The organism is Chryseobacterium gregarium DSM 19109, from assembly GCF_000430845.1.
GTDB lineage: Bacteria > Bacteroidota > Bacteroidia > Flavobacteriales > Weeksellaceae > Chryseobacterium > Chryseobacterium gregarium.
Genome location: NZ_AUMU01000001.1, coordinates 344,046 through 356,336, shown reverse-complemented (window position 1 = coordinate 356,336; position 12,291 = coordinate 344,046). Strand labels below are relative to the sequence as shown.

The following is a 12,291-nucleotide window of genomic DNA, read 5'->3' as shown; positions in this document are numbered from 1 at the left end:
CGCAATTTATGAATCGTTTTTTATTTAATTATTTAAAGAAATTACTGAATGAGCTTTTTAATTTCTTCAAGATCATCAATATCATGAACCGTTTTATCTTTCCGCCACCTTAAAATCCTGGGGAAACGCAGGGCAACACCGCTTTTGTGACGGTTGCTGAACCCGATGCCTTCAAACGCAATTTCAAAGACCAGTTCAGCCTTTACGGTACGGACCGGACCGAATTTTTCAATGGCATTCTTATTCACAAAACGGCTGACTTCCATAATTTCTTTATCCGTAAGCCCGGAATAGGCTTTTGCAATGGTAACCAGCGCATCGCCGTTCTTTACGGCAAAGGTATAATCAGTATAGTAACCGCTTCTTCTCCCGCTTCCTTTCTGTGCGTAAATCATTACCGCATCGATGGTTAAAGGGTTGATTTTCCATTTCCACCAGTCCCCTTTTTTACGTCCGGAATGGTAGAAGGAGTCTTTTTTCTTTAACATGAGCCCTTCACTGTTGATATCGCGGGAGTTTTCTCTGATTTGGTTTAAATTATCCCAGCTTTCAAAACCGATGACTTGGGAAAGCTTAATATGTTCCGGACTTTCATTCAGCAGCAGTTCTTCCAGCATGGCACGCCTTGCAGAGATCGGCTTTTCTCTCAGGTCATTGTTTTCCAGTTCCAGTATATCATAGGCAAAAACCTGGATCGGGATTTCGGAAAGCATTTTTTTGGTCAATGTTTTCCGGTTCAGTCTTTTCTGAAGCTCATTAAAGTTCAGAACTTTACCATCTTTTACCGCCAGTATCTCTCCGTCGATGACAAAATTGCCTTTCATCTGCTGAACCGCTTCTGTAATTTCAGGGAATTGTTCGGTAATCAGTTCTTCACCTCTGGACCAGATAAACACTTCATCATTCCTTCTGATGATCTGTCCGCGGATTCCGTCCCATTTGTATTCAATCAGCCATTCATCAGGAGTTCCGAGGTCTTCCAGTTCTTTTTCCAGAGGATAAGCCAGGCAGAAAGGATAGGGTTTTGAATTGTCGGGATTGATATTTTCAGCGGAAATAAGTTCCTGGAACGATGCTTCTTCCGGAGCCCATTTTCCCATCAGGCTGTGCATTAATGTGCTGGATTCCTGGTTTGAGAACTTCGTCAGGGCATTGATGAGGGTTTTGTCCGAAACCCCGATCCGGAAGCTTCCGCCCAGTAATTTATTAAAAATCAGGCGTTCCGTATAGTCCAGACCGTTCCATGATCGCAGGACAAAGTCTTTTTTCTCATCATCGGACTCGCCTTTTAACCCACTGATGTCATTCATCCATTGGGACAGCGTACGTTCAATTTTTTCAGTGGGCGGCGGAAGGATCAATGAAATGGTTTCCCCGAGGTCTCCTACCGAAGAATAGCTTTCCTGAAAAAGCCAGAAGGGCAGCCCGGTAATTTGCAGTGCCCATTCTTTCATATAGTTGGTATTGACATTCCGTTTGGGCCTTTTGCCTGTAAACAGCGCAATAAACCATACTTTATCATCATCCGGTGCACGTTCCAGATAATCAATGATCGCATCGATCTTTGCATTGGTCTTATTGGTGCTCTCGAGGGCATTGATCAGTTCTGCGAAATGCTTCATAATTTAAAATATAATTTCCGGTAATCGATTCTTTAATAATTGGGACTGCTATGACCTTCATTTGTAAACTTCTCCATTGCTCTCTTTATGAATAAAAGGATTTTGTTCAGGTCGTTTGTATACTATTTAAATTAATGAATTAGCCCTTGGGCTGAGATTCAGATGCTTCAGCAGTTTCCTCCTTTTCAGTTTCCTCTTCATCATCACCGTATAAAGTTTCTACAACATCTGCCTTTATCCCGATTTCATTTAAATATTTTGAAAAAACTTCGGTCTGGCCGTGTGTAACATGAACAATTTCTGCTTCCGTTGCTTTTATAGCCTGTAACAAACCGCTCCAGTCCGCATGATCACTCATGGGAAAACCGGCATCCGCACTCCGCCATCTTCTCGCCCCGCGCACCTGCATCCAGCCTGAACAGATGGCCGTTGCAGGATTTGGGATTTTTTTGATAACATTGCTGTCCAGTAAGGCAGGCGGGACAATAACAATATCATCCTGTACATGCTTTACGCTTTCCCTGAAATCCGGGACTTCATATTCTGGAAGTATAATCCCGGCATTTTCAAAAGCTTCATTCAGCTTTCCGATAGAGTAGTGGACATGGATTTTCCCGAGGCCTTCCACCGCTTTCATGATCCGCTGTGCTTTCCCCAGGGAATATCCTATAAATACGGATGTTTTCTGATTTTCTTTATTTTTCAGCACCCAGCTCTGCATTCTTTTGTTAAGGTCATCCACTTCCAGCCAGTTGTAAATAGGAAGTCCGAACGTACTTTCAGTAACAAATTCATGGCACTTTACCAGTTCAAAAGGTGTACTCAGCCCATCATCCTCTACTTTATAATCTCCGGAGATAACACTTACATACCCTTTATATTCCAGCCGGATCTGCGCAGAGCCGATAATATGGCCTGCCGGATGAAGTGAAACCTTTACGCCGTTCATATTCACCACTTCGCCATATTCCACACTCTGGCACTCGATGTCTTCACTGATCCTTTTATGAAGAATCGGTTTCGTGAAATGATGGCAGAGGTATTTTTTCATTCCCCAGCGGGCATGGTCAGCATGCCCGTGCGTAATTAAGGCAAGATCTACCGGCCTCCAGGGATCGATATAAAACTTTCCCTGCGGACAGTAAATGCCTTTATTGGTAAATGTGATCAGTTTCAATAGTACGGATTTGAATTTTACCATTCAAAAACCTAACCAATCATTTAAAAAATTATGATTTTAATCTTCATAATTGGGTACCAGCAAGGTTGATGTCAATATCAGATTATTCAAAATGATAATCAGGATAGCTTTTTGACCGTCTTTGAAAGAATGTCAATGCTTTTTTCAGCTTCATCCAGATTGAAATTTCCAAATCCGAGCCTCATGGCTGTCAGGTGTTTATTCTGGTAAAGCAGTGTTTTCGGAATGAACAGATTGCTTTTTGAGCATTCCCGGCTTAGTTTCATCAGGTTAACCGGTAATTTCCACTCTGCCCAGACCGCAAGTCCGCCCGAAGGCTTCTGAAAACTGATCCATTCTCCCAGTTTTTCCTCGAGAAGCAGGGAGAAATGATCTCTTCTTTCCCTGTAAATTTTAAGTGATTTTTTCAGATACCGGTTGATTTCGCCTTCGGCAATCATTTCGCCCAGAACATGTTCCATCAGCACATCGCCCTGCCGGTCTATAATCCCCAGATATTTACGCATTTCTGCCATCAGATTTTCGGGAGCAACGATAAAGCCTGTCCGGAAACCGGGAGCCAATGATTTTCCGAAAGAACCGATGTATATGACCATGCCATGTGTATCTGCACTGGCCAGGGGCAAAATGGGACTTTTATCATAATGGAATTCGTAATCATAATCGTCTTCGAGAATAATAAAGCCGAATTCAACAGCAAGATCCAACAGTTTCAGCCTTCGCTGTGCATTTAATGTGACCGTCGTGGGATAGTGATGATGCGGGGTAAGATACAGCATCCTGACCTTTTGTTTCTCACAGACGCTCCTTACTTCATTCACATTTATTCCATGCTCGTCAATCGGAATGGGCCGGATATTTACTCCGGCTTTCTGAAAAATCATATTGACTGAGAAATAGCTCAGTTCGCCTACCAGAACTGTATCATCCTGTGTCAGCAATATTTGTGAAACGATGTAAATACTCATTTCCGTACTTCTCGTGATCAGAAGATTGTTTCTTGAAATCGGTAAACCTCTGGACAGATTTAAATATTGAGAAAGATTCTTTTTAAAAAATTCACTTCCGTCGTAATTGTATTGCCCGATCTTATGGGCTTTCCGTTTTAAGGTTGCACTGTAAATTCTGGATTGCTGGTCAATCTGGGTCAGCCGGATATCGGGGATGCCGTCGTTGAAAAGGTAGTCGCAGCCCGAATACTCAAATGGATTGTCCAGAATATTGGAAGTATTAAAGGAAAACCCGGCTGTTTCCGGATAGTTTCCAAGATGGTTCTTTTCAAATTTCTTAATTTTCAACGGCTGTTCCCGTTCTTTGCCGATCACAAAAGTTCCCTTATTGGGATAAGTTTCTATCCAGCCCTGGGCCAGTAATTCTTCATAAACATTTACTGCCGTATTTCTGTGAACCTCAAGAAGACGGCTTAAAACTCTTGTTCCCGGAAGTTTTGTCCCGAAAGGAAGATAGCCGCGCTGTATGGCATTAACCAGCTGGCCGGCAACCTGCAGGTATATAGAAACATCAGAATTTCTTTCTATCGTAATAAAACTTTTGTAAGGAATTTCAACCGGACTATCCATAATATTAAAACTGGCACCATTCAACCGTCCGGCAATATACTAATTTTGGAATCAAAATAAAATCTATGGAATTCTATAGCCTTATTGAAAGAATTATTCAGGATCCCCGGACGCATGCACGATGGCTGAATACCCTTTCGTTTATGGAAAATGCCGGAGCCAAAAAAATTTCAGCCTGTGAGCATCCCACCCACGTGAATGTCATTCAGTTGAAACATGCCTGTGAGGAACACCGCCATGCCTATTACCTGAAAAAGCAGATCGGAAAACTGGGTAGCGGACTATGCACTACTTACGAGAATGATGAACTGCTGGCTGCGGCAGCAACAAGGCAGTACCTGCATGCCCTGGACATAAAAGCCTGTAAATACCTGATAAAACATTTCAGCCTGACCCAGGAAGAACTTAAATATGCGGCCTATCTTTTTGTAACCTATGCTATTGAAATTCGTGCTGATGAATTATATCCGGTTTATCAGGATGTTCTCACCAAAACATCATCGAAGATTATGGTTAAATCCATTATTCTTGAAGAAGAAGGCCATCTGGAAGAAATGATTTCCCAGCTTGATAATTTTTCTGAAAGCTGGCATGGACATGCAAAAGATATAGTCCGGATTGAAAAAGAATTGCATGACGCATGGATTAAAGCCATTATCGATGAAGTGACCATCCCTGATTATGCATAAAGGGCAGCTGCATCTGCGGGAGGCTTTGGATAAAAGAAAGAAGCATGGGAATTTAAGGGCATTGCAGCCAAGACCTGAAGGCATTGATTTTTATTCCAATGATTATTTAGGAATGGCGGGAAATCAAGAGTTTCATGAATTGCTGTTGAAAAAAATCATTCAAAATCCTCAGCTGCTTTCGGGCAATACAGGTTCCAGATTAATCAGTGGAAACAGTGATCATATAACTGAAACCGAACAATGGATCGCCCATGAACATCAATACCCTGACGCGCTGCTTTTTCATTCCGGATACAATGCGAACCTGGCTTTATTTTCAGCAATTCCGCACCGGCATGATACCATTATAGCCGATGAAAAAATCCATCGTTCCGTACATGACGGCTGCACCATGTCGCATGCTAAGAAATTAAAATTCAGGCATAATGATCCTGAACATCTGGAGAGGCTATTAAGCAGGCAAAACGGAAACTGTTATGTTGCCATAGAAAGCCTTTATTCCATGGATGGGGATTTTGCCCCTGTCCGGGAGATCGCCGGGATTTGTGAAAAGTATGCAGCAGGCCTGATTGTGGATGAAGCGCATGCTTTCGGAATATTTGGGTACGGCCTGGTAGACCGATATAACCTCCAGAGCAAAGTTCTGGCAGCAGTGATTACCTATGGCAAAGCTTTGGGCATGCATGGTGCCGCAGTCCTCAGTAATGATGTACTGATATCTTATCTGATCAATTTTGCCTCGCCGTTCATTTATACAACCTCAGCTCCCGATGCGCAATGGGCGGGCATAAAAACAGGATATGAATTTTTGAAAAGGCATCCTGAACGATCCGCAGGACTTCAGAAAAATATCAAAATTTTCCGTCAGCAGCAGTTGGATTCAATTTCGTCAGAAACAAGTCCTGTTCAGGCAATCTTGGTTCCCGATACCCGGAAACTGAAAAGCCTGCAAAAGATATTGTACGATGAGGGATTGTTAACGTACGCTGTTTACAGCCCTGCGGTCAGGGAAGGGTCGGAACGTCTCCGGATCTGTATTCACAGCTTTAATACAGAAGAAGAAATTATAAAACTCGCGGGAATTATCAGAGATATTATATAAGCCGGAGAAATTATTGAATCAATATTATGAAATTATTTATAACCGGAATAGGGACTGAAGTCGGGAAAACCGTATGTTCGGCGATTTTAACTAAATATTTTAATGCGGAATACTGGAAACCCGTTCAGTCGGGATATCTTGAGTATTCCGACAGCATGAAAATAAAAAACTGGACTGGAAATGATACCGTTTGTCACCCGGAAACATATCGTTTCAAGCTGGCTGCTTCACCTCATCAGTCAGCTAAAGAAGAAGGAATTACAATAGATTTAAATACATTCAAAATCCCTGAAACTTCAAATCATCTGATCGTGGAAGGAGCCGGAGGACTGATGGTGCCGCTTAATGAATATCAATGTATGATTGATCTGATTAAAAAGCTGGATCTCCCTGTGGCTTTGGTGATAAGGAACTACCTGGGATGCATCAATCACACTCTGTTATCAGTAATGGCCTTGCAGCAGCGTACACTACAGCTGAAGTACCTGATCCTTAACGGAAATTTCCCACCGGATACAGAGCGTGTTATCTGCAGGCATCTTCCACAGGAAACTTACGTGATAAGGATTCCGGATCTTGAAAATATAACAAAAGAACATATAGAAAGTATTACAAAACAATTATCAGAAAAAGAATGGATCGAAAACTAATAAGAAATGACTGGACAAAAGAAGAAGTCAGGGACATCTATAATCTTCCGCTCTTTGAGCTGATCTACAAAGCAGCTGCCGTTCACCGGGAGTGGCATAATCCTGAAGAAATTCAGATGTCTACGCTGCTTTCGATAAAAACCGGAGGCTGCCCGGAAGACTGTTCCTACTGCGGGCAGGCAGCACGGTATCATACCAATATCAAGGTTCAGGCATTACTGCCGACAGAAACGGTCATTGCACATGCCCAGAAGGCGAAAGACAGAGGCTCATCCAGGTTCTGCATGGCCGCGGCGTGGCGGGAAGTACGGAATAACCGTGATTTCGACCGGGTGATCGATATGGTAAAGGGCGTTAATGAACTGGGACTGGAAGTCTGCTGTACCCTGGGAATGCTGACCGAAGACCAGGCAGTCCGCCTTCAGGAAGCAGGTTTATATGCCTATAACCATAATCTTGATACTTCGGAACAGTATTATGAAGAGATTATTTCCACCAGAACGTTTGACAACCGGATCAACACCATCAACAATGTCCGAAAAGCCGGGATTACCGTCTGTTCAGGAGGGATTATCGGATTGGGAGAAACCCATCATGACAGGATTTCCATGCTGTTGACCTTAGCCACCATGCCGAGGCATCCGGAATCCGTTCCGATTAATGCATTGGCAAGAGTAGCAGGGACACCTCTTGAAGACAATAAAAAAACCGATACCTGGGAAATGGTAAGAATGATCGCCACGGCAAGAATCATTATGCCTTCTTCAATGATCCGTTTAAGCGCAGGAAGAATAGAAATGACGGAATTTGAGCAGGCGTGGTGTTTTATGGCAGGGGCAAATTCCATTTTTACTGGTGAAAATGAAACTTTGCTTGTCACTCCGAATCCTGGCATCTCGGAAGATCTGCAAATGCTCGAAACTTTAGGACTGAAGTCGATGAAGAGAGAAAAAGCAGGCTGCTAAATGATGAATTACCCCTCTACAGCAAATAGAACAATCATTCACAAATTACTTATTTTCAGAATCTATGAACTTACAGCAACGCGATAAAGCAGTCAACTGGCATCCGTATACGCAGATGAAAACGGCAGCAGATGCCATCCCTATTGTAAAAGGAAAAGGGGTTTATCTTTTCGATGATCAGGGAAATAAATACATCGATGCCGTTTCTTCCTGGTGGGTTACGCTTCACGGCCATGCGCACCCTTATATTGCCAAAAAAGTAGCCGAGCAGCTCAATACACTGGAACAGGTCATTTTTGCAGGATTTACCCATCAGCCGGCAATAGAGCTTTCGGAGAATTTATTAAAACTCCTTCCTGAGAACCAGAAGAAGGTGTTCTATTCCGACAACGGGTCGACAGCAGTGGAGGTTGCCCTGAAGATCTGTATTCAGCATGCCCATAATACAGGAATAAAGAAGACAAAAATACTGGCCTTTCATAATGCCTATCACGGCGATACGTTCGGGGCCATGTCCGTAAGCGGAAGAAGTGCCTGGACAAAACCTTTCAGAGAGATGCTGTTTGAAGTGATTTTTATCGATACGCCGGATCCGGAAAATCTCGAGAATTTAAAAGCGGTCATTAAAAGTCATTCAGATGAGGTTGCCTGCTTTATTTATGAACCGCTGGTTCAGGGAGCTGCGGGAATGCTGATGCACAGGGCGGAAGATCTGGATGTACTTATGAAATTCTGCAGGGAGCAGGGTATCCTGATGATTCAGGATGAGGTTTTTACAGGCTTTGGCAGGACGGGGAAACTGTTTGCGGCAAATTATCTTTCCGAAAAGCCGGATATCATGTGTTTTTCAAAGGGCCTGACCGGCGGGACCATGCCTATGGGTATCACCACCTGCTCACAGGGTATTTTTGAGGTATTTCTGTCCGAAGACCCGTACAAAACTTTATTTCACGGTCATTCTTTCACCGCAAACCCACTGGCGTGCACGGCAGCCCTAGCCAGTATGGAATTATTACTGGATGAAGAAACGCAAGCAGATATTCAGAGGATCACTGAACAGCATTCTGATTTTTCGGCAATTTTTCGGCAGCATCCGCAGGTTGGGCAGGTAAGGCAGACCGGTACAATCATAGCGTGGGAAGTTAAAAATAACCGGCAAACTTCCTATTTCAATGAAACCGGAAAAATGCTTTACCATGAATTTCTGTCAAGAGGGATCATCATGCGTCCCCTGGGAAATGTGATGTACCTTGTTCCGCCTTATTGTATCACACGGGAGGAACTGGAATTTATTTACACCCATATTATGGAGGTCCTTGACGATTTAAAATAACAGCTGAACTCCTTATCTTTACATCAGTTAATACATTATTATGCTGCTTGAAACAGAAAGACTGATCCTTCGTGATATGGTGCCTGAAGACAGACAGGCTATTTTCGATTACCGTTCTGATGCCGGAACCAATAAATTCCAAAGCTGGATTCCTGAAACCCTGGAAGAAGTGGACGGATTTATCGAAAGAAATGATAAGGAGTTTAACCTGCCGGAAACCTGGTACCAGATTCTAATAACTGATAAAGAAACCGATGGCGTTATCGGAGATATCGGAATTCATTTTTTCGGTGAAGAAAACAGTCAGGTCGAATTGGGAATTACCGTAAACAAGAAATTTCACGGAAAAGGCTATGCCGCCGAGGCTTTGAAAGGTGTTATTGATTACTTATTCAACAATCTTCAAAAACACAGGATCATAGCCTCCGTTGATCCTGAAAATACCGGTTCTTTACGCTTAATGGAACGCATCGGGTTCAGAAAAGAAGGACATTTTGTTAAGAGTCTGTTCTGGAAAAACCAATGGGTAGATGATGTCATTTATGCTTTGCTTAAAGAAGACTGGAAACTTCATCCATAAATGCTATACTCATTGGCTTATTTTTTGAAGCCCAGACCGTAAATAAATTTTATGGTATCTTCATTTCTTTTACAGTTAGAATGGAAGGAATTTTTAATGGGACAGGAAGAATGGTCATTTCTTTTCGAGATCATTCTGAGGACCTCTATTATGTTTTTGACGATTATTATCGGTCTCCGGATATTGGGGAAGAGGGGAGTGAAACAGCTGTCGCTCTTTGAATTAGTCGTAATTATCGGACTGGGTTCAGCGGCAGGTGACCCGATGTTTTATAAAGAAGTAGGAATAGCATCTTCAATCATTGTTTTTATGGTGATTATTCTGCTCTACACTTCTGTAACCTATCTTATAGGAAAAAGCAAATTTTTGGAGAAATTACTGGAAGGGACATCCATCTGTCTGATTGAAAACGGGGAATTCTCTATTGAAAATTTTAAAAAGGAAAATCTTGGAAGTGATGAATTTTTCGCAGAACTGAGGCTGAAAGGTATATCACAGCTGGGCCAGATCGAAAGGGCCATTGAAGAAGTCTCCGGCGAAATCAGCGTTTTTTATTTTGAAGACAGCCAGGTGAAATACGGGCTTCCCATTATGCCGGGATCCCTGGAAAACCCTACAAAAACAATAAGTATGAAAGGATTCTATTCATGTACGTTTTGCGGATATACAGAAGAAAAGGATGCAGGCAATGCAGGAAGCTGTTGTAAATGTAAAAAAGATGAGTGGGTCGAGGCCAGTAACAAAAAGCGGGTAACTTAAAAATAAAAAGGCTCCCAAAGAAAGGAGCCTAAAAAAACACAAATGATGAAAAAAAATTATTTCGATTCACAAATATAATGATTATGCATATTATGTTAAACATAGTATGATTGTCATTTATAAAATCTATTATCTTTCTTTATTCTCCGGTTCAAAAAAAGCCCCCTTCCGAAATCGGAAAGGGACACACACACCTAACATTAAGAAATTTCCTCAGTCAATAAACATTGCTGCAATGGCCTGAGCATCACTTCCCGTTAAAATTTCATCGTAAGCAGCAGAACCTGCTTCCGGCCCGAAAGCCGTAGCCGTATTAAATCCGGCCTGTAGAGTAACCCCTTCTCCTGCATATACAGGGTTGGTCGCTGCCGGCATGCTTCCGCCGTCTGCCAGTTCGATCCAGCCTTTATTGGCTCTCATTCTTCTGACCTGTGAGGCATGCCTCGCTTCTACGGAGTGGATCTGTAAAGCTGCCTGCAATACCGTTTTATTGGACATTACATTTCCGGCCTGACCTTTATATGCCCTTACACCTGTATCTTCAAATGCCTGGGCGAGGATAAGGAAAACACTGTAATCTGAAAAAGGATCAAAGGCACCGTCTGCTGTAAAATCGAAGTTGGGTTTTGCTCCTGGAGTTACATTCAGTGAAGTCAGCGTGGTTTTCAGGAAAGCCACGTGTGCCGATTCATGTTTTGAAATCTGCATGAAAACCGGACGGTCGGTGCTTGGAATCAGTCCTGCTTTTGCCAGTCCCTGAGAATAATATTCATCTTCCAGATATTCCAAGACCAGGGCAAGCTGGAGCGCATCGGTTAATACGCTTTTGTTGGTATTTCCCGGTACAGTTGTTGTCTGGGCATTGACAGAGGTGGTCATTAATGCTCCTAATCCTAAAGGAATGGAGGCAACGGCAGCTTTCTTACCGAATTCAGAAATATGGGTGAGGGTTTCTAATCTCGAAGCTTCCGTGGTGAAGAACTTATCGTCAGATAACCTGTCTAATAATTTTAGAATGTTCATAATGTAAATTTTTGTGAAGTGAATAAATTAGCCGATTCCTTGTTCTTTCCAGGTAAACGGGGTTTTAAAAAATCCTCCTGCTACGGTTACCACCTCTTTGGGCTCTTTCGCTACATCAAGTCCGTTGGCATTGATTACATCATCCCCTGAAAAGGCTGCCGTCCCCGGACTGATTAGGTCTCTGATAGCAGCGGCATGTCTGGCCTCCACAGAAACTATTTTTCCGGCAATAACCAGGTAATCTGCATTCGTAATATACTTTCCTGCACCGTTATAGGCGGCCACCCCTGTATCTTCCAATGCTTTTGCCGTGGCAAGAACGGAATTCCTGTTGCTGAAATTCACACCGGGATACTGAAATTCAAGAGTCGGAAGAACATTGGTAGTGGCTCCACTGATGGCTGCTTTAAAAAAATCCCTGTGAATAACTTCATGATGGTAAAGGTCTGTAAGGATATCTTTTTCCGCACTTGAAATTCCTGAATAGAAATTATTGACCACTTTGGTATAGAAATCCGCTTCAAGCTGTTCCAGTGCATAGGCATAGTTTAAAATACCGACATCCCCTTTTCCAAGATCGAAAACATTGTAATCAACAAATTCAAAGTCACTGTCTTCACAGCCGATCAATGTAAGCCCGGCCATGGCCAAACCCACACCACTCAATTTCAAAAAGTTTCTTCTGTTGGTATCAAGGGTGGCTCCCTGATTAGAAACACTGATGGTTTTTTTCATAATATAATTTGTTTAAGTGTTAATTTTTACATTAATGACGGAGAGAAAAAAA

At 42.6% G+C, this 12,291-nt stretch carries 12 protein-coding genes; 7 read left to right on the top strand and 5 right to left on the bottom strand.

Annotated elements, in window-relative coordinates:
• Positions 1-41: 41 nt before the first annotated feature.
• The 3 genes from H561_RS0101790 to H561_RS0101780 all read right to left on the bottom strand — a co-directional run bounded on the left by H561_RS0101790 (position 42) and on the right by H561_RS0101780 (position 4,403).
• Entirely contained in the window at positions 42-1,622 is a 1,581-nt protein-coding gene (locus H561_RS0101790) for an ATP-dependent DNA ligase (protein ID WP_027385449.1), read from the bottom strand.
• A 139-nt stretch (positions 1,623-1,761) separates the two neighbouring features.
• Positions 1,762-2,799 (bottom strand): ligase-associated DNA damage response exonuclease, encoded by a 1,038-nt coding sequence (locus tag H561_RS0101785; RefSeq protein WP_034761191.1) that lies wholly within the window; start codon positions 2,797-2,799, stop codon positions 1,762-1,764.
• A gap of 122 nt (positions 2,800-2,921) precedes the next feature.
• On the bottom strand, positions 2,922-4,403 hold the full coding sequence (locus H561_RS0101780; protein WP_027385447.1) for an aminotransferase-like domain-containing protein: 1,482 nt from the start codon (positions 4,401-4,403) through the stop codon (positions 2,922-2,924).
• A gap of 65 nt (positions 4,404-4,468) precedes the next feature.
• Between H561_RS0101780 and H561_RS0101775 the strand changes: the two genes are divergently transcribed.
• The 7 genes from H561_RS0101775 (at position 4,469) to H561_RS0101745 (ending at position 10,481) form a co-directional block, all read left to right on the top strand.
• Positions 4,469-5,092 (top strand): hypothetical protein, encoded by a 624-nt coding sequence (locus H561_RS0101775; RefSeq protein WP_027385446.1) that lies wholly within the window; start codon positions 4,469-4,471, stop codon positions 5,090-5,092.
• Entirely contained in the window at positions 5,085-6,194 is a 1,110-nt protein-coding gene (locus H561_RS0101770; RefSeq protein WP_027385445.1) for an aminotransferase class I/II-fold pyridoxal phosphate-dependent enzyme, read from the top strand. Before H561_RS0101775 ends, H561_RS0101770 begins: the two co-directional genes overlap by 8 nt.
• Positions 6,195-6,220: 26 nt before the next feature.
• The gene (gene bioD, locus H561_RS0101765; RefSeq protein WP_034761077.1) at positions 6,221-6,844 is read left to right on the top strand and encodes a dethiobiotin synthase; all 624 of its coding nucleotides are present in this window, start codon (positions 6,221-6,223) and stop codon (positions 6,842-6,844) included.
• Positions 6,829-7,809 (top strand): biotin synthase BioB, encoded by a 981-nt coding sequence (bioB, locus tag H561_RS0101760; protein WP_027385443.1) that lies wholly within the window; start codon positions 6,829-6,831, stop codon positions 7,807-7,809. Before bioD ends, bioB begins: the two co-directional genes overlap by 16 nt.
• A gap of 64 nt (positions 7,810-7,873) precedes the next feature.
• A complete protein-coding gene (gene bioA, locus H561_RS0101755; protein WP_027385442.1) occupies positions 7,874-9,142 on the top strand; it encodes an adenosylmethionine--8-amino-7-oxononanoate transaminase in 1,269 nt (422 codons plus the stop codon).
• A 40-nt stretch (positions 9,143-9,182) separates the two neighbouring features.
• Entirely contained in the window at positions 9,183-9,722 is a 540-nt protein-coding gene (locus tag H561_RS0101750) for a GNAT family N-acetyltransferase (protein ID WP_027385441.1), read from the top strand.
• A 51-nt stretch (positions 9,723-9,773) separates the two neighbouring features.
• Positions 9,774-10,481: a DUF421 domain-containing protein gene (locus H561_RS0101745; RefSeq protein ID WP_027385440.1), complete on the top strand. Its 708-nt coding sequence runs from the start codon at positions 9,774-9,776 to the stop codon at positions 10,479-10,481.
• A gap of 213 nt (positions 10,482-10,694) precedes the next feature.
• On the opposite strand, the gene H561_RS0101740 is transcribed toward H561_RS0101745, so the two are convergent.
• The gene (locus H561_RS0101740; RefSeq protein WP_027385439.1) at positions 10,695-11,504 is read right to left on the bottom strand and encodes a ferritin-like domain-containing protein; all 810 of its coding nucleotides are present in this window, start codon (positions 11,502-11,504) and stop codon (positions 10,695-10,697) included.
• A 27-nt stretch (positions 11,505-11,531) separates the two neighbouring features.
• Positions 11,532-12,239, bottom strand: a complete 708-nt coding sequence (locus H561_RS0101735) for a ferritin-like domain-containing protein (protein WP_027385438.1) — start codon at positions 12,237-12,239, stop codon at positions 11,532-11,534.
• Between the last annotated feature and the right edge of the window lie 52 nt (positions 12,240-12,291).

Coding starts and splice junctions, on each gene's coding strand:
- H561_RS0101790 (WP_027385449.1), bottom strand. CDS start 1,622: ATGAAGCATTTCGCAGAACTGATCAATGCCCTCGAGAGCACCAATAAG.
- H561_RS0101780 (WP_027385447.1), bottom strand. CDS start 4,403: ATGGATAGTCCGGTTGAAATTCCTTACAAAAGTTTTATTACGATAGAA.
- H561_RS0101775 (WP_027385446.1), top strand. CDS start 4,469: ATGGAATTCTATAGCCTTATTGAAAGAATTATTCAGGATCCCCGGACG.
- H561_RS0101770 (WP_027385445.1), top strand. CDS start 5,085: ATGCATAAAGGGCAGCTGCATCTGCGGGAGGCTTTGGATAAAAGAAAG.
- bioD (WP_034761077.1), top strand. CDS start 6,221: ATGAAATTATTTATAACCGGAATAGGGACTGAAGTCGGGAAAACCGTA.
- bioB (WP_027385443.1), top strand. CDS start 6,829: ATGGATCGAAAACTAATAAGAAATGACTGGACAAAAGAAGAAGTCAGG.
- bioA (WP_027385442.1), top strand. CDS start 7,874: ATGAACTTACAGCAACGCGATAAAGCAGTCAACTGGCATCCGTATACG.
- H561_RS0101750 (WP_027385441.1), top strand. CDS start 9,183: ATGCTGCTTGAAACAGAAAGACTGATCCTTCGTGATATGGTGCCTGAA.
- H561_RS0101745 (WP_027385440.1), top strand. CDS start 9,774: ATGGTATCTTCATTTCTTTTACAGTTAGAATGGAAGGAATTTTTAATG.
- H561_RS0101740 (WP_027385439.1), bottom strand. CDS start 11,504: ATGAACATTCTAAAATTATTAGACAGGTTATCTGACGATAAGTTCTTC.
- H561_RS0101735 (WP_027385438.1), bottom strand. CDS start 12,239: ATGAAAAAAACCATCAGTGTTTCTAATCAGGGAGCCACCCTTGATACC.